The 21,290-nt window shown below is 72.8% G+C and carries 19 protein-coding genes; 11 read left to right on the forward strand and 8 right to left on the reverse strand.

Annotated elements, in window-relative coordinates; translation table 11 throughout:
• The first annotated feature begins 12 nt into the window (after window positions 1-12).
• Window positions 13-450 carry a hypothetical protein gene (locus L3078_RS37235; RefSeq protein ID WP_239758398.1) on the forward strand — a complete coding sequence of 146 codons (438 nt, stop codon included), beginning with the start codon at window positions 13-15 and terminating at the stop codon, window positions 448-450.
• A gap of 203 nt (window positions 451-653) precedes the next feature.
• Window positions 654-1,136 carry a universal stress protein gene (locus L3078_RS37240; RefSeq protein WP_239758400.1) on the forward strand — a complete coding sequence of 161 codons (483 nt, stop codon included), beginning with the start codon at window positions 654-656 and terminating at the stop codon, window positions 1,134-1,136.
• Here the strand turns inward: L3078_RS37240 and secD are convergent.
• The 4 genes from secD to L3078_RS37260 form a co-directional block, all read right to left on the reverse strand.
• Entirely contained in the window at window positions 1,118-3,379 is a 2,262-nt protein-coding gene (gene secD / locus L3078_RS37245; RefSeq protein ID WP_239758402.1) for a protein translocase subunit SecD, read from the reverse strand. The two genes, L3078_RS37240 and secD, sit on opposite strands and share 19 nt — an antisense overlap.
• A gap of 82 nt (window positions 3,380-3,461) precedes the next feature.
• Complete coding sequence (locus L3078_RS37250; protein ID WP_239758403.1) at window positions 3,462-3,848, reverse strand: hypothetical protein; 387 nt, start codon at window positions 3,846-3,848, stop codon at window positions 3,462-3,464.
• Window positions 3,849-3,896: 48 nt separating this feature from the next.
• Window positions 3,897-4,556 carry a response regulator gene (locus tag L3078_RS37255; protein ID WP_239758405.1) on the reverse strand — a complete coding sequence of 220 codons (660 nt, stop codon included), beginning with the start codon at window positions 4,554-4,556 and terminating at the stop codon, window positions 3,897-3,899.
• Between the two features lie 2 nt (window positions 4,557-4,558).
• Complete coding sequence (locus L3078_RS37260; RefSeq protein WP_239758407.1) at window positions 4,559-5,512, reverse strand: HAMP domain-containing sensor histidine kinase; 954 nt, start codon at window positions 5,510-5,512, stop codon at window positions 4,559-4,561.
• 225 nt (window positions 5,513-5,737) lie between these two features.
• Here L3078_RS37260 and L3078_RS37265 point away from each other — a divergent pair, with 225 nt between their 5' ends.
• The 6 genes from L3078_RS37265 to L3078_RS37290 all read left to right on the forward strand — a co-directional run bounded on the left by L3078_RS37265 (window position 5,738) and on the right by L3078_RS37290 (window position 10,491).
• Window positions 5,738-6,058, forward strand: a complete 321-nt coding sequence (locus L3078_RS37265) for a TraR/DksA family transcriptional regulator (protein ID WP_239758408.1) — start codon at window positions 5,738-5,740, stop codon at window positions 6,056-6,058.
• Between the two features lie 106 nt (window positions 6,059-6,164).
• Window positions 6,165-6,539 carry a TraR/DksA family transcriptional regulator gene (locus L3078_RS37270; RefSeq protein ID WP_239758410.1) on the forward strand — a complete coding sequence of 125 codons (375 nt, stop codon included), beginning with the start codon at window positions 6,165-6,167 and terminating at the stop codon, window positions 6,537-6,539.
• Window positions 6,536-7,396: an acetate and sugar kinases/Hsc70/actin family protein gene (locus L3078_RS37275; RefSeq protein ID WP_239758411.1), complete on the forward strand. Its 861-nt coding sequence runs from the start codon at window positions 6,536-6,538 to the stop codon at window positions 7,394-7,396. Before L3078_RS37270 ends, L3078_RS37275 begins: the two co-directional genes overlap by 4 nt.
• A 253-nt stretch (window positions 7,397-7,649) precedes the next feature.
• On the forward strand, window positions 7,650-8,948 hold the full coding sequence (gene pcaDC / locus L3078_RS37280) for a bifunctional 3-oxoadipate enol-lactonase/4-carboxymuconolactone decarboxylase PcaDC (RefSeq protein WP_239758412.1): 1,299 nt from the start codon (window positions 7,650-7,652) through the stop codon (window positions 8,946-8,948).
• 66 nt (window positions 8,949-9,014) lie between these two features.
• Complete coding sequence (locus L3078_RS37285; protein WP_239760621.1) at window positions 9,015-9,650, forward strand: MBL fold metallo-hydrolase; 636 nt, start codon at window positions 9,015-9,017, stop codon at window positions 9,648-9,650.
• A 61-nt stretch (window positions 9,651-9,711) separates the two neighbouring features.
• Window positions 9,712-10,491: an exodeoxyribonuclease III gene (locus tag L3078_RS37290; RefSeq protein ID WP_215450480.1), complete on the forward strand. Its 780-nt coding sequence runs from the start codon at window positions 9,712-9,714 to the stop codon at window positions 10,489-10,491.
• 63 nt (window positions 10,492-10,554) lie between these two features.
• Here the strand turns inward: L3078_RS37290 and L3078_RS37295 are convergent, their stop codons facing one another.
• Window positions 10,555-12,324, reverse strand: a complete 1,770-nt coding sequence (locus L3078_RS37295; protein ID WP_239758413.1) for an SGNH/GDSL hydrolase family protein — start codon at window positions 12,322-12,324, stop codon at window positions 10,555-10,557.
• 289 nt (window positions 12,325-12,613) lie between these two features.
• Here L3078_RS37295 and L3078_RS37300 point away from each other — a divergent pair, with 289 nt between their 5' ends.
• A complete protein-coding gene (locus L3078_RS37300) occupies window positions 12,614-13,063 on the forward strand; it encodes a DUF6278 family protein (protein WP_239758414.1) in 450 nt (149 codons plus the stop codon).
• 149 nt (window positions 13,064-13,212) lie between these two features.
• Complete coding sequence (locus L3078_RS37305; RefSeq protein WP_239758415.1) at window positions 13,213-13,956, forward strand: amino acid ABC transporter ATP-binding protein; 744 nt, start codon at window positions 13,213-13,215, stop codon at window positions 13,954-13,956.
• 154 nt (window positions 13,957-14,110) lie between these two features.
• Here the strand turns inward: L3078_RS37305 and L3078_RS37310 are convergent, their stop codons facing one another.
• Both L3078_RS37310 and L3078_RS37315 read right to left on the reverse strand, forming a co-directional pair.
• The gene (locus L3078_RS37310) at window positions 14,111-15,709 is read right to left on the reverse strand and encodes an alpha/beta fold hydrolase (RefSeq protein ID WP_239758416.1); all 1,599 of its coding nucleotides are present in this window, start codon (window positions 15,707-15,709) and stop codon (window positions 14,111-14,113) included.
• A gap of 161 nt (window positions 15,710-15,870) precedes the next feature.
• Window positions 15,871-16,632: a hypothetical protein gene (locus L3078_RS37315; RefSeq protein ID WP_239758417.1), complete on the reverse strand. Its 762-nt coding sequence runs from the start codon at window positions 16,630-16,632 to the stop codon at window positions 15,871-15,873.
• Window positions 16,633-16,763: 131 nt separating this feature from the next.
• Here L3078_RS37315 and ggt point away from each other — a divergent pair, with 131 nt between their 5' ends.
• Entirely contained in the window at window positions 16,764-18,569 is a 1,806-nt protein-coding gene (gene ggt, locus L3078_RS37320; RefSeq protein WP_239758418.1) for a gamma-glutamyltransferase, read from the forward strand.
• Here the strand turns inward: ggt and L3078_RS37325 are convergent.
• On the reverse strand, window positions 18,562-21,168 hold the full coding sequence (locus L3078_RS37325) for an ATP-dependent Clp protease ATP-binding subunit (RefSeq protein WP_239758419.1): 2,607 nt from the start codon (window positions 21,166-21,168) through the stop codon (window positions 18,562-18,564). The genes ggt and L3078_RS37325 overlap by 8 nt on opposite strands.
• Window positions 21,169-21,290: the final 122 nt, after the last annotated feature.

Here is a 21,290-nt window from a genome sequence, read left to right on the forward strand (position 1 = left end):
AAGAAGGGCGTCATGTCGTCCGCGACCACAACCACCACGTCCGCCGCTCCCCGGCGGGCAACCCTCACCGACCCCGGCTACCAGGCGTTCGTCGTCCTGCGGGTCGGGTTCACCGTCGCGCCGATCCTGTTCGGGCTGGACAAGTTCGCCAACCTGCTCGTGGACTGGCCCGTCTACCTCGCCCCGTGGATCGACGACCTCGTTCCCGGCAGCGCCCAGGCCGCGATGTACGCCGTCGGCGTCGTCGAGATCGTCGCCGGTCTCGTCGTCGCCCTCGCACCGAGGTTCGGGGGCTGGCTGGTGGCCGGCTGGCTGGCCGGCATCATCGTCAACCTGCTGACCATCCCCGGCCACTACGACATCGCCCTGCGCGACTTCGGCCTCCTGCTCGCGGCCGTCGCCCTCGCCCGGCTCGCACAGCGCTACCACGGGGCGCGCCCCACCCGCTGACGACGGCCGGCGCGCGACGTGAACGCGGCACGGCGGAACCCACACGGGCGGAACACGGCGCGGCGGAACACGGCACGGCGGGTGGGCCCGCACCGGCTCACCCGCCCGCGCATCCGATTGCGGCGGACAGTGGGCTGCGGCAGCCTGAAGCGGACGCTTTCCGGGACGGCAGGACACGACGACACGGCTTGGAGGCCTCCCTCATGACCCACGTCGCCCCTCCCGCACCGATCGTGGTCGGCACCGACGGCTCCGCCGCCTCGGAGCCGGCCGTACGCTTCGCCCTCCAGGAGGCGCGACTGCGCGGCACCGGCCTGCGCGCCGTCTGCGCGTACGACTTCACCGCCCGGCACCGAGGGATCGAGTGGCCCACCGCTTCCGGCGTCCGCGACGCGGACGCCCAACTCCGCGACCTCACCCTGGACGCGGTCACCACGTCCCTGGCGGAGGCCCAGGAGCAGCTGGGCGGCGCACCCGTGGAGGTGGAGGTCAGGGCGGAGCAGGGCCGCCCCTCGCAGGTCCTGCTGGACGCGAGCGAGGACGCCTGCCTCCTCGTGGTCGGCACCCGGGGATCAGGCGCGTGGGGGCGCCTCACCCTGGGGTCCACCAGTACCGAGGTCGTCCACCACGCCCGGCTCCCCGTCGTCGTCGTACCGGCCGGTCCGGATCAGCGGTCCGACGGCTGACGCCCGTCGCCCGTCGACCTGGGACGCCCGCGCAGCTCGATCGCCAGGGGCGCGGCGGTGAAGACGGAGGAGTACGTGCCGACGGCGAGGCCGATCAGGAGGGCCAGGGCGAAGTCGGTGAGCGAGGACCCCCCGAGCACGGTGAGCGAGGCGAGCACGAAGGCGGCGCCCATGCCGGTGTTGACGGTGCGGGGCATCGTCTGCAGGATCGCCCGGTTCACGGTCGCGGACAGGGGTGCCGAGGGAGTGCGGCGGACCAGTTCCCTGACCCGGTCGAAGAGGACCACGGAGTCGTTGACCGAGTAGCCGATGACGGTGAGCAGGGCCGCCAGGAACAGCCCGTCGAGGGATTTGCCGAGCCAGGCGAAGACGCCGACGAGGATCACGACGTCGTGGGCGAGCGCGACGACCGCGGCGGTGCCGAACACCCAGCGGAAACGTGCCGCGAGGTAGACGAGCTGCGCGCCGAGGGCGACGGCGAGAGCGATCAGCGCGTCCCGCCGCAGCTCCTCGCCGAGGCTGGGGCCGATCAGCTCGTCGCGGACCTTGTCCGCCCCCTCGGCGAGGTCGCGCACGGCTCCGGTCACCTCGGCCTCCTCCGCGTCGGTCAGCGGATCGGTGCGCACGGTCAGGCCGTTGTCGCCCGAGGACTGCACGACCGCGCGTTCGAATCCGGTGTCGGCCAGTGCCGAGCGGACCCGGTCGGGGTCGACGGGGGCGGTCGTGGCGTACTCGAGGAGACGGCCACCGGTGAACTCCACACCCAGATCGACCCCGCGCACCGCGACACCGGCGCCGGCCAGCACGAGCAGCGCGGCCGAGGTGGCCAGCCAACGGCGGGAGCGGCGCATCAGCCGGGGGTCGCGGCGGGTGAGGCGGTCCCGGACGAGGCCCGTGGTCGCGATCCCGCTGATCCGGGGGAGGCGGCGCAGTCCCGGGCGGCCTGCGGCGTACTCGGCGAGCACCCGGGTGATCACCAGGGCGCTGAACATGGAGGCGAGGACCCCGATGCCGAGGGTGACGCCGAAGCCGCGGACGGGCCCGGAGGCCAGGAAGAACAGCAGGGCCGCCGCGATCAGCGTGGTGATGTTGGAGTCGGCGATCGCGCTGAGGGCGTCGCGGAACCCGGCCGCCAGCGCCGAGCGCACACTGGCGCGGCGTCGGGCCGCGTACTCCTCGCGGGCCCGCTCGAAGACCAGCACGTTGGCGTCCACGGCCATGCCGATGGTCAGCACGAAGCCCGCCAGGCCCGGCAGGGTCAGGGTGGCGCCGAGCGCGGCCAGAGCGGCGTACGAGAGGAGGCCGTAGCAGAGCAGGGCGACGGTCGCCAGGACGCCCATCAGCCGGTAGACGACCACGATGAACAGCGAGGTCAGGGCGGTACCGACGACGGCGGCCCAGGCGCTGGCGGTGATGGCCCGCGCGCCCAGGGTCGGGCCCACGGTGCGCTGCTCCACGGTCTCGACGGGCACGGGAAGCGCCCCGCCGTTGACGAGGAGCGACAGCTCGCGCGCTTCCTCGGGGCCGAAGGAGCCCGTGATCCGTGTGGCGCCGTCGCGGATGCCGGTCCCACAGGCCACGGACGGGTCGACCTGCGGGGAGGAGATGACCTTGTCGTCGAGGACGATGGCGACCCGGCGGGCCGGATCCCCCGCCGGCCGACAGGCGGCCTCGCCGGTCAGCCGGGCCCAACTGTCGGCGCCCGCGCCCTTGAAGTCGATCGTGACGTGCCATCCGGCGCCGCCCTGCTGGTCGATCAGGGCGGCCGCTTTCTCGACGTGTTCACCGGTCAGTTCCGCCGCCCCGAGGCGCAGCGGTGCGCCGGACTCGTCGGGCAGGACGCGTTCGCCGGGCTGCCTCGGCGTCGTCGAGGTGCGCTCGGCGTCCTCGGCCGGGCCGAGGACCGGGTGGAAGGAGAGCCGCGCGGTACGGCCGAGGACGTCGGCGGCCCGCTTCGGGTCCCGTACGCCGGGCAGTTCGATGATGATCCGGTCGTCGCCGGAGCGGACGAGGGTGGGTTCGGCGACGCCGAGCGCGTCGACGCGGCCGCGCAGCACCTCCAGCGTGCGGTCGGTGGCCTCGCCGTCGGCCTCGGTGGTGGGGGTGGAACGGGTCTGGAGCACGATCTGCGTGCCGCCGCGCAGGTCCAGTCCGAGGCGGACCGGCACGGTCGCGGCGATGTACACGGACAGGGCGAGCACGGCCAGGGCGAGCAGCGCCCTGACGCGCGAGGAACGGTTCAACGGAGCCTCCGGCAGGCACACCACGGCCACGACGCCGAGAGACTCGGCCCGGCCGGGTGGAGGTGAACGAGGAGAAGGGGTTTCAGGTGCCGGAGAGCACCGGGGGTGCCCGACCACGGTCCTGGGTCGGGTCAGGATCCGGGAAGGGGACGTCCCCCGTCGGTGCCGCGAGCCGTCCGAGCCGGGGCAGGACGACGACGGGCGTGCCCTGGTCGCGGAGGGCGAGGTGTTCGCGCGGGGTGGGGTGTTCGCCGTGCCGCTGGTGGCGGACGGACGCCCGTAGGACGTGGTCGAGGCCCTGTCCCGCATCGGCGCGCGGCGGGCCGTCCCCGTGGTGGCCGACCGCCGTCGCCACGCCGGCCGACGGACCGCCCGTCGCGCCGGGTCCGGCGACGCCGAGCGTCGCCAGCAGCGCCAGGACGACAGCCGCCAGCACCGCGAGGGGGGCGGTACGCGAGCCGTGGCGCATGCCCCGTCCCCCCTTCGTCTTCGTCGTGATGTGTGCCGGCTTCGGGTATCAGGGTTCGATCAGGCCGACGCGGATCGCGTAGCGGGTCAGTTCCAGGCGGTCCCGCAGGCCGAGCTTCTGCAGCAGGTTGGCGCGGTGCCGCTGGACGGTCTTGACGCTGATGAAGAGCAGATCGGCGATCTCCTTGGACGAATGGCCCTCGGCGACGAGCTTGAGGACCTCCTCCTCGCGCGGGGTGACGATCTGGTCGGGGGCCTCCTCGCCGCGACGGGCCCGGTCGACGTAGTTGCGGATCAGGGCGGTGACCGCGCCCGGATACAGGAAGGGCTCGTCCCGCATCGCGGCCCGGCAGGCGGCGACGAGGTCACGGTCGGCGACGGACTTCAGCACGTACCCGCTCGCGCCGGCCTTCAGGGCCTGGAAGAAGTACTGCTCGTTGTCGTGCATGGTGAGCATCAGGATCCGCAGCCCCGGCTTGACGACGGCCAGTTCACGGGCGGCCTGGAGGCCGGTCAGCCGGGGCATCGCGATGTCGAGCACGGCCAGGTCGACGTCGTGGGCGCGGGCCTGCGCGATGGCCTCCGCGCCGTCCCCGGCCTCGGCGACCACCTCCAGGTCCGGTTCCTGGTCGAGGATGAGCCGCACGCCGCGGCGGACGAGAGCGTGGTCGTCGGCCAGGAGGATACGGATCGTGGATGTCTCGGGCATGTTCACGGCTGCTTCCTGGGCAGGGGCGCGGTGAGTCTCACCTGGGTGCCCGCGCGAGGCGCGGGGGCGATGTCCAGGGTGGCGCCGATGAGCAGGGCACGCTCGCGCATGCCCCGGATGCCGGCGCCTTCGCGGGGGGCCTGGACGCCGCTGCCGTCGTCGGTGACCTCCAGGACCACCCGGTCGTCGGCGTGGCGCAGGGCGACGGTGACCTCTTCGGCCTCCGCGTGACGGGCGACGTTGGTCAGGGACTCCTGGGCGACGCGGTAGACGACCAGTTCCGTCTCCGGCGCGAGGCCGGGCAGGTCGGTGTCGAAGCGGCGGTCGACCCGCAGTCCGGTGTGCGTGGCGAAGTCCTCGGTGAGCGAGGTCAGCGCGCTGACGAGACCCAGGTCGTCCAACACACCGGGACGCAGCCGCCGCGCCAGCCGGCGTACCTCGTCCAGACCGGCCCGGGTCATCTCCCGCACCTCGTGCAGCTCAGCGCGCAGCGGCGCGGGCGCGTCGTCCGCGGCCCGCTTGAGTGCCAGCAGGATCGCGGTCATGCTCTGGCCCACCTCGTCGTGCAGCTCCTGTGCGATACGGCGGCGTTCGGCCTCCTGGGCCAGCAGGGCCCGGGCGCTGCTGGTGGCCCGCTCGTGCTCCAGCCGCTCCAGCATGGCGTTGAACGTGCGGATCACCTCGGCGACCTCGCCGCCGCCGTCGGCGGGCAGCCGCTGGCCGGGGCGGAGCAGGTCCACGGTGGTCATCAGCTTGGTGAGCCGGTCCAGCGGCGCCAGCCCGAACCGCAGCAGCGCGGCGTTGGCGACCAGCATCACCACCAGGCCGCCCACCAGGATGATCGCCTCGGTGAGCAGAACCGGTACGGATACGGTCACCGGTGCCCACAGCAGCAGGGCCGTCGCCGTGCCCAGCACCACGGCGTTGAGGGCGAAGATCCGCCAGAACAAGGACACCGGACCGCACGCCTCGCCTTCCACATCCGTTGCTCGCCGCCCCGGGGGTGCCTGCGAGGTACTGCTGCCAGCTTGCCCCTCGCGAGGTGCCCCGTCGATGGGACCCGGTGCCCATTTCCGGGGGCGCGCACCACCCATGACCCGCCGCGTGGAGCCCTCGACCCGGTGCGAAATGGGTACCGCGCCCGATGGGCGTCCGCCGCGGACCCGGCCAGAGTGGACACCATGTCAACGCATGTACCCCACACCGACCCCCACCTGGACGAGGCCCGGCAACGCCTGGAGAGCGCCCGCTCCTCCCGGCTGGCACAGCTTCAGGCGCTCGACGAGCTCGACGAGGCCGGACGGACCACGGACGATCACCTGCTGTCCGCGCAGAGGACCGCGCTGCGGGGCGTCCTCCGAGAGATCGAGGAAGCCTTCGCCCGGATCGAGAACGGCACCTACGGCGCCTGCCTGAGCTGTGCCAGGCCCGTCCCGGCGGAACGGCTGGAGATCCTCCCCTACACCCGCCACTGCGTCGCCTGCCGCCGCCGCGCCACCTGAAGCACCGCCCGCACCACTTCCCGACCCACCTCTCCTACCGCCTCCCGACCCATCTCCCGAACCGCCTCCGTACCGACCTCCTACGGCCTGCCTCACAAGGGGTGACGTGGTGAACCAACAGACCATCGGCGACAGCACCTCCCATCTGTCGGCCGACGACCTCGCCGCACTGCGCGAGAACCTGCACGAGCAGCGTCTGTTCCGCCAGGAGCAGCTGCGCCGGCTCACCGGCCCCGTCACCTCGCGCGCCGAGAGCCGGCTGCGGGAACGGGCCGCCTCGCAGACCGAAGTGCAGGTCCAGCTCGCGGCCTCCGCCCGCATGGTCCTCACCGACGTCGAAGCGGCCCTCGCCCGGATGAACGAGGGCGGCTACGGCACCTGCCGGTTGTGCCGTCGCCCCATCGAGCGGGAACGGCTGATGATCGTGCCGCAGGCCCGCTACTGCGCCCGCTGCCAACAGGTGAAGGAGGCGGTCCCGTGACCGGCGCCCCCGACCCGCGCACCGTCGAGGACCGGCACCGGCACCGGCCCTGGCCGAGGTGCCCCCTCTGCTGCGGCCTCGCCCTGGACCTGGGCAGCGCCCGCACCCGCGCCTGGATATCGGGCAGGGGCGTGGTCGTCGACCTGCCGAGTGCGTCCCGCCGCGATGCCGGGGCGCCGTACCCCGCCGGGCCCGGCATCCGCGCAGAGCCCCCGGGGAGCGCCGGGACCCTGCGGCAGCTGCTCGGCCCCCACCTGCCCCGCTCCACCCGCCCCCTGGTCATCGTCACCGCGCCCGTCCTGGACGGCCCCGCCCACCGCACCCGGGCACGCGCGGTGGTCGACGTGCTGCGACCGTGCGGTGTCCTGACCGTGTCCAGCGCCCGGAGCATCGCCGTGGCCGCCGACGCCGACCTGGCCGGGCCGCTGCTCGTGGTGGACATCGGCGCCCACTTCACCGAGGTGGTCCTGCTGTGCGACGGCGCCGTCGCCGACGCCCGCCGCGCCACCCTCGGCACCGCTGACCTGGACGGGACGACCATGCCCGGGCAGATCGCCGAGGCGGTGTCCTCGATGCTGACGGCGATGCTCCGCGAGGACCACACCTCCCTGACCGTCGACGCCCTGCACCGGGGCGTCCTCCTGGCCGGCGGAGGCGCCCTCCGCCCCGAGATCACCCACCACCTCACCGGCCCGCTGCCGACGCCGCCGCGAGTGGTCCCGTCTCCTCACACCGCGGCCGTCCGGGGCGCCGCGACGCTCCTGCGCTCCGCCCACACCCACCCCTCGTCCACACCGTCGCCGTCGTCCCTCCCGGCCGGCCGTCCACGGCTGCGGCCCCGTCCGTCCGCCGAGTGAGGACGGAACGCGTTCACCGTGTGGAGTTCGGGCGGCCGGTTGGGGAGGTTCCGGAAGACTTTCGGGCCCGTCGTGCGGGCCGCGGGCGCCGCACCCACGCCGGGCGGCGCGACGCTCGTCGCCGATGAGCCGCGAACACCTGCGCGATCGTGGGATCGCGGGCAGTGCCGGACCTTGCCCGGGCAGCGTGCCGGGAGCCGCTAGTTTGGGACCGGCCATATGAGAACCCGTGAGAGATGAGAGGGTCTGACGGGTGAGCGAGACACCACCGAACACCCTGCAATACCGTTTCGACGGCCCGGAAGACGCCCCTGTTCTGATCCTGGGCCCCTCCCTGGGCACCACCTGGCACATGTGGGACCGTCAGATCCCCGAACTGACCAAGCAGTGGCGGATCTTCCGCTTCGACCTGCCGGGGCACGGTGGCGCGCCGGCGTACCCCGGTGGCTCGGTCACCGAACTGGCCTCCCGCCTGCTGGCCACGCTCGACGCCGTCGGTGTGCAGCGCTTCGGCTACGCGGGCTGCGCGTTCGGCGGCGCCATCGGCGTCGAACTCGCCCTGCGCCACCCCGAACGGCTCGCCTCGCTCGCGCTGATCGCCGCCTCGCCCCGCTTCGGCACGGCCGACGAGTTCCGCCAGCGCGGGGTGATCGTGCGGACCAACGGCCTCGACCCCATCGCCCGGACGTCCCCGGACCGCTGGTTCACCGCCGGGTTCGCGGCGGCGCAGCCCGCGATCACCGAGTGGGCCGTGCAGATGGTCCGCACCACCGACCCCGGCTGCTACATCGCCGCCTGCGAGGCACTCGCCTCGTTCGACGTCCGCGCCGAACTCGGCCGGATCGGCGTCCCCACCCTCGTCCTCGTCGGCTCCGACGACCAGGTCACCGGCCCCGCCGAGGCCCGGACGCTCGTCGCGGGCATCCCGGACGCCCGGCTCGCGGTCGTCCCGGGCGCCTCCCACCTCGTCCCGGTCGAGCAGCCCGCCGCCGTCACCGACCTGCTCGTCCGCCACTTCTCCACCGCCTGGCAGCCCGCCTACGACTCCACCACCGGCCAGGTCGCCATCCCGGCGGCCCCGGTCAAGCCGGCCCTCGCGGCCGTCCCGCCGCAAACCGGACCGGTCGCCGAGATCGCCCCGGCCGCCGTCCAGCCGGAGGCCATGGGCAGACCGGACCCGTACGACGCCGGGCTGAAGGTCCGCCGCGAGGTGCTCGGCGACGCACATGTGGACCGGGCGCTGGCGTCGGCGGACGACTTCTCCGGCGACTTCCAGGAGTTCATCACCCGCTACGCCTGGGGCGAGATCTGGGACCGGCCCGGCCTCGACCGCCGTTCCCGCAGCTGTGTCACCCTGACCGCGCTCGTCGCCGGCGGGCACCTGGACGAACTCGCCTTCCACACCCGCGCCGCCCTCCGCAACGGCCTCACGCCGGACGAGATCAAGGAAGTCCTCCTCCAGGCGGCCGTCTACTGCGGGGTGCCGGCCGCGAACAGCGCGTTCCGCGTGGCCCAGCAGGTCATCCGCGAGGAGACCACCCCGCAGGAGTGAGCGCGGTCGGGGTGCCGGCCACGGTGGGCCCGGCACCTCCCGCCCGGGCAGGATGGATCCATGACCATGAAGCTCACGAAGAAGTCGCACGCCTGCGTCCGGCTGGAGAAGGACGGGCGCACGCTCGTCATCGACCCGGGCGGGTTCAGCGAGGAGGACGCCGCGCTCGGCGCGGACGCGGTGCTGGTCACGCACGAGCATCCCGACCACTTCGACGAGGGACGGCTGCGGGCGGCCCTGGAGGGCAACCCGGCCGCCGAGATCTGGACCCTGCGCTCGGTTGCCGAGAAGATCTCCGCCGCCTTCCCGGGCCGGGTGCACACGGTCGGCCACGGCGACACGTTCACCGCCGCCGGCTTCGACGTGCAGGTCCACGGCGAACTCCACGCCGTGATCCACCCGGACATCCCGCGCATCACCAACGTTGGCTACCTCGTCGACGGCGGCCGCGTCTTCCACCCCGGCGACGCCCTCACCGTCCCCGACCTCCCCGTCGAGACGCTGATGCTCCCCGTCATGGCCCCCTGGAGCAAGATCTCCGAGGTCATCGACTACGTCCGCGAGGTCGCGCCGCAGCGGGCGTACGACATCCACGACGCCCTCCTCACCGACCTCGCCCGCCCCATCTACGACCGCCAGATCGGCGCCCTGGGCGGCGCGGAGCACCTGCGGCTGGCGCCCGGCGCCTCGGCGGACCTCTGAGCGCGGGCACCCTCACCGGGCGGGCCGGGCGTTGTCGGACCCGCCCGGTAGGTTGTGGGGCATGCGCATCGCGACCTGGAACGTGAACTCGATCACCGCCCGCCTCCCGAGGCTCCTCGCCTGGCTGGAGAGCAGCGGCACCGACGTGCTCTGCCTCCAGGAGGCCAAGATCGCCGAGGACGGCTTCCCGCTCGACGCCCTGCGCGAGGCGGGCTACGAGGCCGCCGTGCACGCCACGGGGCGGTGGAACGGCGTGGCGGTGATCTCCCGCGTCGGCATCGAGGACGTCGTCAAGGGCCTGCCCGGCGACCCCGGCTACGACGGCTCCGTGGAGCCCCGCGCGATCTCCGCGACCTGCGGCCCGGTCCGCGTCTGGTCGGTGTACGTGCCGAACGGCCGCGAGGTCGACCACCCGCACTACGCGTACAAGCTCCAGTGGTTCGAGGCCCTCAAGGCCGCCGTCGCCGGTGACGCGGCCGGCAGCCGCCCCTTCGCCGTCATGGGCGACTACAACGTGGCGCCGACCGACGACGACGTGTACGACGTCGCCGCCTTCGAGGGCCTCACCCACGTCACCCCCGCCGAGCGCGCCGCCCTGGCCTCCCTCCGCGAGGCGGGCCTGACCGACGTCGTCCCCCGGCCCCTCAAGTACGAGCACCCCTTCACGTACTGGGACTACCGCCAGCTCTGCTTCCCGAAGAACCGGGGCATGCGCATCGACCTCGTCTACGGCAACGAGCCGTTCGCCAAGGCGGTCACCGACGCGTACGTCGACCGGGAGGAGCGCAAGGGCAAGGGCGCCTCCGACCACGCGCCGGTCGTGGTGGACCTGGAGGTCTGAGCACGGGGCCGGTCCGGCGGCCTCGCACCGGACCGCCGAACCGCCCCTTGGCCGCGCGGACCGTCACAGCAGGCCGAGGTCGACCGAGTCGGCGAGTGCCGCCAGCCCCGCCTCGTTCGGGTGCAGGTGGTCCCCGGTGTCGTACGCGGGCAGCAGCCTGGCCGGACGCGCCGGGTCACGCAGCACCTCGTCGAAGTCGAGGACCCCGTCGAACACCTCGCCCGCCTCACCGCCCCGGATCCACTCGTTCACCGCGACCCGCTGGGCGTCGACGGCGGCCGTGCAGCGCGCCTCGCCCTCACAGGGCGCCACGGTCGCCACGAGCACGCGCAGGCCCCGTTCGTGCCCCCGGGCCGCGATCTCCCGCAGCCCGGCGACGACCTCGCCCGCCGTCGCACCCCAGCGCACGTCGTTGACGCCCTGGAAGACGACGACCGTACGGGCGGAGGTCTGGGCGAGGACATCGCGGTCGAAGCGGTGCAGGGCACTCACGCCGCCCGTGTCGGTGGAGACACCGTCACCGGGGTAGCGGTCGGCGACCACCCGGTTCGCCGAGATCCCCTGGTTGAGGACGCCGTAGTGCGGGACCTCGTCCTGGCTCAGCAGCCGCCGGGCCAGGACGTCCGGCCACCGCCGGTTCGCGTCGACCGTCGTCGCCTCCCCGTCGGTGATCGAGTCCCCGAGCAGCACGACCGATCCCGGCCCGCCGCCCACGTCCACCCCGGTCAGCAGCGGCCAGGTCGAGATCGTGGAGGTGTACGCCGCACCCGAGCCGTCCGCCGCGTGGTCGCCCGGCTCGCTGACGTACGACGTCTGCCGGGCCAGCCGGTGCACGGGGGCGGCCGTCACCGTGCCGGGCAGGTGGAAGCTCACCAGCAGGTCCGTGCCGGGCGGCACCTCGAAGCCCAGCGGATCACTGAACGCCTGCGCGCCCGCCGGGATGTCGGTGCCGGCCGCGCCCCGGAACGACAGGGGCACCGGCGCACTCCGGGCGCTCGCGCCCGTCGCCCGCAGCGCCACCGTCGCGCTGCCCACCCGTACCGGCGCCGAGGCGAAGGTGTTGTCGAGCCGGATGCGCACCCGGGGCCCGCCCACCGAGGTGTGGACCACGAGCCGCAGGGTCCGGTCCGTCCACGGGCCGACGGCCGGGTAGCCGGAGGTGGAGGCGGCCCAACTGCCGCTCCACGCCGCCGGGTCGGGGCGCACCGCCAGGGCGAACACATGCAGGTCGCGGTTGCGCGGCAGGGTCACCGAGGCGACCTCACGACTCCGCACGAGCGGCACGGTGACGACGTACAGCCGTGCCTTCTCGGTGAGTTGACCACCCGGGGTGTTCACATGGGGGAGGGCCACGGCCTTGGTGGCGAGCGGGCCGGTACGCCAGTCGGGGGCGGCCAGCCGGTACGACGAGCGGGTCCCGTTCCGGTAGCGGACCTCCCCGCCGCCGGTCGCGTCGGCGCCGCCCGTGCCGGCGACCAGGAAGGCGAGGGCGTCGCCCCGGCCCCGTACCCGTACCGACTGGCCGGCGGCGCGGACGTTGTCGGGCTCGCCCGCCGCACGGGGCGGCAAGGTCAGGCGCGCGCCCTGAACGGTCAGCGTGCGCCCGGGCGTCCATCCGGCAGCCGTCAGGTCGGTGGCGGAGAGGGAGGCGCCGGAGCCGTCGAAGTCGGCCTCGGTGGGCCGCGCGTCCTCGCTGACGGCCCTGTTGTCGAAGAGGCGTTCCAGCGGCGCCGGTTCGGCTGCCGGGCGCGCGTCGGCCCGAGCGGTGGCGACGGGTGCGACCGCCGCCAGAAGTGCCAGGACGACGGCCGTTCTCCAGACGCGTCGGCGCACGCGCGATCCCTTCTGCTCGCTGGACACCACGAGGGCGACGATGCCGACGGATGCGGCACGGCACCGGTACAACGACGAGACGACGGATGTGTGATGACGACGGTTGAGTCAGGACGGACGGATGTGTCATGACCGCATGCGCCGCCGTGACGACAGGTGTGCCATGAAGCTAAAGAGGCGTCAGGGACCCGTCAATGAGGCAGGCGGGAACCACGGCCGAACTCCCGGCGAACAAGCGGTTTCCGCGCGCCTGTGGTGCGAAGGGTGAGGCGGATGACACGCTGAGCGCATGAACATCTCTTTCCTGGGCAACTGGCGCAAGAGGCGTGACCCCGCGTTCGGGGTCGCGGTGTTCACCGGGGGCGACGGTGACGACGACGGCCACGAGGGACTCGCCGAACTCCTCTCCGAATGCGAACTGCTGCGCGCCCAGGCCGCCCTGGCCGGCGTCGAACTCGACGACTCCGCCGCCTCGTTGGAGGCGATCGACCAGCTCGTCCCGCGCTGGCGCGACGACGAGGAGACCGCGGCCTGGCTCGGGAACGACGCGGGGCTCTACCTGGGCACGGTCGTCGTGCGGACCGTCCCGGGCGCCCGCTGGGAGATCTGGCCCAACGGCCAGCCCGTGGTGCGGCTGGACTCCGGCCGTGAGATCGACGTGGTCGAGGCCGGCCAGGCGTGGGCCGCCAGCGGCGCACCGGAACTCTCCCAGCTCTACGCCGAGGTCGCCGAGCAGTGAGGACCCGGCGCGCACTCCTCGACGCGGTCGCTTCCCGACAATACGGCTAATCCCCGCGAGTGCGTGTCGCGTCCTGAGGTCCCCTCGGTCCGGATAGTTTGCGGCACCGGCGACACCACACGGTCGAGGGCGAGTAGGGCGGGCTGGGCATGGCGGGCGAACCGCTGATCGAGATGCACGACGTGAACAAGTACTTCGGCGAGCTGCATGTCCTCCAGGACATCGATCTCACCGTCGGCAAGGGGGAGGTGGTCGTCGTCATCGGCCCGTCGGGGTCGGGGAAATCGACGCTGTGCCGGGCGATCAACCGGCTGGAACCCATCCGCTCCGGCGTGATCCGGATCGACGGGCAGCCGCTGCCGAGCGAGGGCAAGGCCCTCGCGGCGCTCCGCGCGGACGTGGGCATGGTCTTCCAGTCCTTCAACCTCTTCGCGCACAAGACCGTGCTGCAGAACGTGTCGCTCGGTCAGATCAAGGTCCGCAAACGGAAGAAGGACGACGCCGACCGACGCTCCCTTGAACTCCTGGACCGGGTCGGTCTCGCCGACCAGGCGCCGAAGTACCCGGCCCAGCTCTCCGGCGGCCAGCAGCAGCGGGTGGCCATCGCCCGCGCCCTCGCCATGGACCCCAAGGTCATCCTGTTCGACGAGCCCACCTCGGCCCTCGACCCGGAGATGATCAACGAAGTCCTCGAAGTGATGCAGCAGTTGGCGCGCGAGGGCATGACCATGGTCGTCGTCACCCACGAGATGGGTTTCGCCCGTTCCGCCGCCAACCGTGTCGTCTTCATGGCGGACGGCCGCATCGTCGAGGACCGCGCTCCGGACGCTTTCTTCACGAACCCGGAGAGCGACCGCGCCAAGGACTTTCTCTCCAAGATCCTCAAGCACTGACACCGGCGCTGGACCGGGCGCGGGCCTCGACTACGATGAGCGGTTCATCCACTTGGGGTGAGCGAGGCCGTGGACGCCACCCCCGGCCGAACAGGGACGCTGCTGCCGGGCGCGCAGCAGCCAGGGGCCAGGCCCGCCCGGCGGCAGCCGGAGATCACTGCTCGCGCAGCGGGATCGACACGTACGACGGGTCGTTCGGCGGCGAGGAGAAGGTCAGCTGCGCGCCGGTCGGGTTGTGCTCGATGTAGAGCGGGTCGACCGTGTCGACGACCAGGGCGAGACGGTGGCCCGCCGGAACGTCGTAGGCAGTGGAGAGCAACTCCAGGTCCACGCCGAACGGCTTGCCGGGCGTCTGGCCGTGGAAGGTGTACGGCGCGTGGCTGACCAGCTTGCCGAGGCCGAGCGGGCCCACGTCGTACAGGTAGGCGACGAGGGTGCCGCTCTCCTTGGTGGCCGTCACCGTGGTGTGCAGCTTCGCGGTGCCGCGCACGGCCTGCGCCGTCGGGTACTTCTCCGACTGCCAGACGGCCGCCCAGCGGCGCGGCAGCAGCGGTATCGAGGCCACGGGCGGGAGTTGGGCCACCTGGTCCAGGATGCTGGAGAGGAAGACGACCCCGCCGTTCGCGCCCGAGTCGACGTTCGCGCGGATCGTGGTGCCGCTCGCCAGGGCGATCTTCTTCCGGGTGGCGGTGACCGACTTCCAGTCCGGGTAGCCCTCGAAGGCGCCGCCCGTACGGGACTTGAGCTGGACGGGCTGCTCGCGGTCGATGCCGTTGGCGGTGCCCTTCAGATAGCGGTCGAACCAGCGCCGGGTGTCCGTCCACACGTCGTTGGGCAGCCCGAACAGGCCGGTGACCTCCGTCGTGGCGTGGTCACCGGGGCGCAGCTGGAGCCGCTTGGGGCCGGTGAGCTTCTCGTAGAAGTCGGCGTACTGGTTGGGCGGGAAGATCGAGTCGCCCCAGGCGTTGGCGAGCATGACGGCCGTGCCGTGGGTGTTGAGCTGGTCGAGGTAGGTCTCGGGGGAACGTTTCTTCCCCCAGGCGATCATGTCTGCCTCCTTGGCCAGGTTCGAGGCGTAGAAGTTCTCGAAGATCTGCTGGAGTTCGGGGCCCTGACGGCCGGTGACCCGTCCCGCGCCGTCCAGCAGAGCGGCGGCCTGGAGGTGCTGGGTGCGGCCGCCGTAGATCGAGTCGATCAGGTCCGCCCAGCCGCTCAGCGCGGCGACCGCCTTGACGCGCTTGTCGTGCGCGGCGGTGAGCAGACTGATGCCCGCCCCGTACGACAGCCCCGCCATGCCGATGTGCGCCGCGTCGGCCGGGGTGTTGGCGAGGGCCCAGTCGATCACCTTGGAGGCGTCGGCCGTGTCGGGTGGCCCCGCGACCTCTATGTATCCGCCGGACTCCCAGAAGCCGCGCACGTTGTAGCTGACCACGACATAACCGGCCTCGGCCAGTTTCCGCGCCTGGGCCAGGTACTCGACCTGGGGCAGGCCCCAGCTCGTGGGCAGGACCAGGAGCGGGTACGTGCGGGAGGCGTCGGCCGGGGCGACCACGTTGGCCTTGAGGACGGTCCCGCCCTCGCCCTTGATGTCGACGAAGCGGGTCGTGGGGGCGGCGGTGGCACCTGACGCCGCCTGGGCGGCGGGGGCCAGGCCGAGGGCCGTGCCGGCGACCAGGGTGGCCGAGACGGCGCCCACGGCGCTCGTCCGCAGCGCCCTGGTCGTACGCGATGTGGTGCCGTGCGGGTGTCTCACGGGTCGCTCCTCACTCGTGTAAGTGCAAAGTGACCCGACGGTAACCGGACATCCTTACCGGAAGTAACTCCCCGGTAAGTTACGTGACGGTAACGTTCGACGGTGGACTGTTCGGTTGTGGACGGTTCGGCCGTGGACCGTGTGGACTGTTCGGCCGGGGACTACGAGGCGCGGTGTGAGATCTGGGCGGGAGCGGTCGGGGTTGGGGCCGGGGCCTGAGCCGCGCGGGTGACGTCCGCGACGAGTTCGACCACGTCGGCGCCGTACGCCTGGGAGTTGACGACCTTCAGCAGGAGCACGAAGGTGCCGGTGCCGTACTTGCGGTGCAGGCGCTCGTGGTTGCGGGCGAGATAACGGGTGGCGGCCTGATTGGTGATGGCCCGCTGACCGCAGAAGAGGAACACGGGCCGGGCCTGGTCCGGCTGGCCGGTGGTGATCCGGGCCAGGATCACGTGCTCGGTGACACCGGCCTCCAGGCGGTAGCGCTCGCTGCCGATCTCGAAGGCGGCCCGGTCGGGGCCGGGTTCGGGGTCGGTGTTGAAGCGGATGCCGGGCAGCATGGCCGCTATGTGGGCGGCCATCCGGCGATTGGACCCGGGTCCTCCCACGCAGAACTCGGTGCGCTCGCCGAAGCCCTGCCGCACGGCCTCCTGCGTGATCATCTGCGCGTGCGCGCCACAGTCCTTGATCAGTGCGGAGAGCTCCAGCAGCGCGAACACGTCGAAGCGGTGGACCGCCAGGTCCGCGCTGGACGGATCACGGTTGACCACCAGCAGGGACTCGGAGTTCTCCGGCAGCCCGAAGAACGCCTGCTTCCGCCGCAGCTTCCGCTTCCACAGGTACGTCCGGAAGAACCAGCCCAGCGAGGCACTGAGCCCGGCCGCGATCACGCCGAGGACGATATTGCGCACGTCGTCATTCATGGCCGCGCATGGTAGCGGGCGCCGTCGAACAGTGCTCGAATCCATGTCCGGTTCGGAGCCCCGGAGTGCCTCCTGACGGGACCATGGCAACCGCGTTAGTCTGCGCGGACGGTCCTTGACTGGAGGTACGGATGCGTCTGCGTCGCCCTGTCGCGCGGAAACTGGCTGTACTGGCGGCGACGTCCGCCGTGGTGTCGGTGGGGGCGGCCCCGCCGACCTCCGCCGCGACGGACACCCCCACGAAGAGCCCGGTCGCCGTCGGCTACGGCGGCGCCGTCTCCAGCGTCGACCCGGACGCCTCCGCCGCCGGCATCGAGGTGCTCCGCAAGGGCGGCAACGCGGTGGACGCCGCGGTCGCCACGGCCGCCGCGCTCGGCGTCACCGAGCCCTACTCGGCGGGCATCGGCGGAGGCGGCTACTTCGTCTACTACGACGCCAAGTCCCGTACGGTGCACACCGTCGACGGCCGCGAGACCGCGCCGCTGAGTGCCGACGAGGGCCTCTTCCTGGAGAACGGGCAGCCGATTCCGTTCGCGGAGGCCGTCACCAGCGGGCTGAGCGTCGGCACCCCCGGCACCCCCGCCACCTGGCAGACCGCGCTGAAGAGCTGGGGCAGCAAGCCCCTCGCCAAGCTGCTGAAGCCCGCCGAGAAGCTCGCCCGCGACGGGTTCGTGGTCGACGAGACCTTCCGCGCGCAGACCGCCTCCAACGAGGCCCGGTTCCGCAACTTCCCGGCCACGGTCGACCTCTACCTCCCCGGCGGCCGGCTGCCGGTGGTCGGCACGACCCTGAAGAACCCCGATCTGGCGCGCACCTACGCCGAGTTGGGCCGCAAGGGAGTGGGCACGCTCTACCGGGGCGGGATCGCCCGGGACATCGTCGACACGGTCAACAAGCCGCCGGTGGACCCGGCTTCGGGATACAACGCCCGGCCCGGCGACCTGACGGCGGCCGACCTCGCCCGGTACCGCACCAAGCGCCAGGCCCCCACCAAGGCGTCGTACCGCGGCCTCGACGTCTACGGGATGGCACCCTCCTCCTCCGGCGGCACCACGGTCGCCGAGGCGCTCAACATCCTGGAGCGGACCGACCTCACGAAGGCGAGCGACGTCCAGTACCTGCACCGCTCCATCGAGGCGAGCCGCATCGCGTTCGCCGACCGGGGCCGCTGGGTCGGCGACCCCGCCTTCGAGGACGTACCGACGAAGGGACTGCTCTCGCAGCGCTTCGCCGACTCCCGTGAGTGCCTGATCAAGGACGACGCGGTCCTCACCAGCCCCGTCGCACCGGGCGACCCGCGCAACCCGGCGCCCTGCGCGACCGGCGGCACGGCGGCGCCGACGACGTACGAGGGCGACAGCACGACCCATCTCACGGTCGCCGACAAGTGGGGCAACGTCGTCTCCTACACCCTCACCATCGAGCAGACCGGCGGCAGCGGCATCACCGTGCCGGGCCGTGGCTTCCTGCTCAACAACGAGCTGACGGACTTCTCCTTCACCCCGGCCAACCCGGCCGTGCACGACCCCAACCTGCCGGGACCGGGCAAGCGGCCGCGCTCGTCGATGTCCCCGACGATCGTGCTCGACCAGCACGGCAAGCCCGTGGTGGCGCTCGGCTCACCCGGCGGCGCGACCATCATCACGACCGTGCTGCAGACCCTGACCGGCTTCCTCGACCGGGGCCTGCCGCTGGTCGACGCGATCGCCGCGCCGCGCGCCAGTCAGCGCAACCAGACCACCACCGAACTCGAACCGGGCCTGTGGAACAGCCCGTTGAAGGCCCGGCTCGAAGCCATCGGGCACGGCTTCCGGCAGAACCCGGAGATCGGCGCCGCCACCGCCGTCCAGCGTCTGCCGAACGGCAAGTGGCTGGCCGCCGCCGAGACCGTACGACGCGGGGGCGGCGCGGCGATGGTCGTGCACCCCGTCAGGTAAGGCTCCCGGTAGCGCCTCCGGTAGCGCTCCCGGAGACGGGCGGCGGTGTCGTACGGAACGCCAGCCGCCCGTCCTCCACCTCCGCCACCACCCGGCTGCCGGACGGCAGGCGCCCGTCGAGCAGCAGCCGGGACAGCGGGTTGTCGACCTCCCGCTGGATCGTGCGGCGCAGCGGCCGGGCGCCGTACTCGGGCTGGTGGCCGTGGCGGGCGAGATGGTCGACGGCCCGCTCACCGAACTCGATCGTGACGCCCCGCGCGCGCAGCCGCTGCCGTGTCCCCTCCAGCAACAGATCGGTGATCCGCCGCAGTTGGTCGTCGCCGAGCCGGCGGAAGACGACGATCTCGTCGATGCGGTTGAGGAACTCGGGCCGGAAGTGCTCCCGCAGCGGCCGCAGGATCCGCTCCCGCCGATCCTCCTCGTCCGCCTCGGCGCCGCCCGCCGAGAAACCCAGCCCGGCCCCGCCCCGGCCGATGGCGTCCGAGCCCAGGTTGCTCGTCATCACGATCACGGCGTTGGTGAAGTCGACCGTGCGGCCCTGCGCGTCGGTGAGCCGGCCGTCGTCGAGGACCTGGAGCAGCAGGTTGAAGACGTCCGGGTGGGCCTTCTCCACCTCGTCCAGCAACAGCAGCGAATACGGGTGGCGTCGTACGGTCTCGGTCAGCTGACCCGCCTCCTCGTGCCCGACGTAGCCGGGCGGGGCGCCGACCAGTCGGCTGACCGTGTGCCGTTCCTGGTACTCGCTCATGTCGAGCCGCACCATCCGGTCCTCGCTGCCGAAGAGGGCCTCCGCGAGCGCGCGGGCCAGCTCGGTCTTGCCGACGCCGGTCGGGCCCAGGAACAGGAAGCTGCCGATCGGCCGTTCGGGACTGGCGAGTCCGGCGCGCGACCGCAGCACGGCGTCCGCCACCACGTCCACCGCCTCGTCCTGTCCGACGATCCGCCGACGCAGCCGCGCCGCGAGGCCCAGCAGTCGTTCCCGCTCCTCCTGGGTGAGGCTGCTGACGGGGATGCCGGTCTGCCGGGAGACGACCTCGGCGATGTCCTCGGGACCGATCTCCAGGCTCTGCCCGTCGTCGGCCCGCGTCTCGTCGCGCCCCGCGTCGATCCGCTCTCGCAGCTCTCCGATCCGGTCCCGCAACCGCGTCGCCTGCTCGTACCGCTCACCCGTGACCGCCTGGTCCTTGTCCCGGGTCAGCTGCTCGATCTCCCGCTCCAGGGCCCGTACGTCCGTGCCCTTCGTGCGGGCCCGCAGCCGGACCCGGGCCCCGGCCTGGTCCATCAGGTCGATGGCCTTGTCGGGCAGCCTGCGGTCGGTGAGATACCGGTCGGACAGCTCCACGGCGGCCACCAGCGCCTCGTCGGTGTAGCGGACCTGGTGGTGGGCCTCGTACCGGTCGCGCAGCCCCCGCAGGATCTCCAGGGCGTCACCGCTGTCCGGCTCGGGGACCAGCACCGGCTGGAACCGGCGGGCCAGCGCCGCGTCGCGCTCGATCCGCCGGTACTCCTCCAGCGTCGTCGCCCCGACGATGTTCAGCTCGCCGCGCGCCAGGGCCGGCTTGAGGATGTCGCCGGCGTCCATCGCGCTGCCCTCGCCCGAGCCGGCGCCCACGACGGTGTGCAACTCGTCGATGAAGACGACTAGTTCGGCGGAGTGCGCGCGGATCTCGTCGATGATGCCGGTGAGCCGCTCCTCGAAGTCGCCCCGGTAACGGGTCCCGGCGACCACGCCGGACAGGTCCAGGGCGACCACGCGGCGCCCGGCCAGCACATCGGGCACCTCGCCGTCGGCGATGCGCTGGGCCAGCCCTTCCACGATCGCGGTCTTGCCGACGCCCGCCTCACCGATCAGTACCGGGTTGTTCTTGCCGCGCCGGGAGAGCACCTCGACGGTCTGCTCTATCTCTGCCTCCCGGCCGATGACCGGGTCGATACGGCCCTGGAGGGCGAGGTCGGTCAGGTCGCGGCCGTACTTGTCGAGGGTCGGGGTGGCGGTGCCGGTACGGCGCGGCAGGTCGGAGCGCGGGTATCCGGACAGGGGGATCCCGACGGGCGGGGTCGGCGCCGACGGGTCCGCCGCGTCCGGGGGCAGCGCGCCGGCCGACAGGTGCGCGGCGCCGAGGATGTGTCCGGCGGCCGAGTCCGGGTTGGCGGCGAGGGCGCTGAGGACGTGTTCGGGGCCGATGTGGCCGGAGCCGGTGACCCGGGCCAGCTCGTGCGCGTCCAGCAGCGCGCGCTTGACCGCCGGGGTCAGCGCGAGCGACGCGGGCGCCGGGCCCTGGCCCGGCTTGTGCCGCTCCGGGCCCGACCGCTCGTCGATCGCGCCGGCCAGCGCGTCGGGGTCGGCGCCCGCGCGGGCCACCAGACTTCGGGTCGGCTCGGCGGTCAGCGCGGCGCGCAGCAGGTGCTGGGTGTCCAGGTCGGTGCTGCCGTGCCGCGCGGCGTACGCCGCCGCGTCGGCCACGAGTTGGCGGGCCTGGCCGCTCATCAGCCGGCCGATCTCGATCCGCTGCGGGCGTGGGCCGCCGAAGAAACGGGCGAAGAACTCAGTGAAGGGGTCCGGACCGTAGCCCTGCGGCCCCGGGAATCCGCTGTTCATTCGCCGCCGGGTTCCCGCGTGGCGGGGGGATACACGTTTGTCGCCGGGGGTGGGGGTGGGTGCGGGGTTCGTCGGCGGGTGCGGGTGCGTGGGGCTTCTCGCGCAGTTCCCCGCGCCCCTAA

The organism is Streptomyces deccanensis (genome assembly GCF_022385335.1).
In the GTDB taxonomy this organism is placed as follows: Bacteria; Actinomycetota; Actinomycetes; order Streptomycetales; family Streptomycetaceae; genus Streptomyces; species Streptomyces deccanensis.

Excerpts from the sequence above, each read along its gene's own strand:
- L3078_RS37235 (WP_239758398.1), top strand. The coding sequence starts at position 13 with ATGTCGTCCGCGACCACAACCACCACGTCCGCCGCTCCCCGGCGGGCA.
- L3078_RS37240 (WP_239758400.1), top strand. The coding sequence starts at position 654 with ATGACCCACGTCGCCCCTCCCGCACCGATCGTGGTCGGCACCGACGGC.
- L3078_RS37250 (WP_239758403.1), bottom strand. The coding sequence starts at position 3,848 with ATGCGCCACGGCTCGCGTACCGCCCCCCTCGCGGTGCTGGCGGCTGTC.
- L3078_RS37255 (WP_239758405.1), bottom strand. The coding sequence starts at position 4,556 with ATGCCCGAGACATCCACGATCCGTATCCTCCTGGCCGACGACCACGCT.
- L3078_RS37265 (WP_239758408.1), top strand. The coding sequence starts at position 5,738 with ATGTCAACGCATGTACCCCACACCGACCCCCACCTGGACGAGGCCCGG.
- L3078_RS37285 (WP_239760621.1), top strand. The coding sequence starts at position 9,015 with ATGAAGCTCACGAAGAAGTCGCACGCCTGCGTCCGGCTGGAGAAGGAC.
- L3078_RS37290 (WP_215450480.1), top strand. The coding sequence starts at position 9,712 with ATGCGCATCGCGACCTGGAACGTGAACTCGATCACCGCCCGCCTCCCG.
- L3078_RS37300 (WP_239758414.1), top strand. The coding sequence starts at position 12,614 with ATGAACATCTCTTTCCTGGGCAACTGGCGCAAGAGGCGTGACCCCGCG.
- L3078_RS37305 (WP_239758415.1), top strand. The coding sequence starts at position 13,213 with ATGGCGGGCGAACCGCTGATCGAGATGCACGACGTGAACAAGTACTTC.
- L3078_RS37315 (WP_239758417.1), bottom strand. The coding sequence starts at position 16,632 with ATGAATGACGACGTGCGCAATATCGTCCTCGGCGTGATCGCGGCCGGG.
- ggt (WP_239758418.1), top strand. The coding sequence starts at position 16,764 with ATGCGTCTGCGTCGCCCTGTCGCGCGGAAACTGGCTGTACTGGCGGCG.
- L3078_RS37325 (WP_239758419.1), bottom strand. The coding sequence starts at position 21,168 with ATGAACAGCGGATTCCCGGGGCCGCAGGGCTACGGTCCGGACCCCTTC.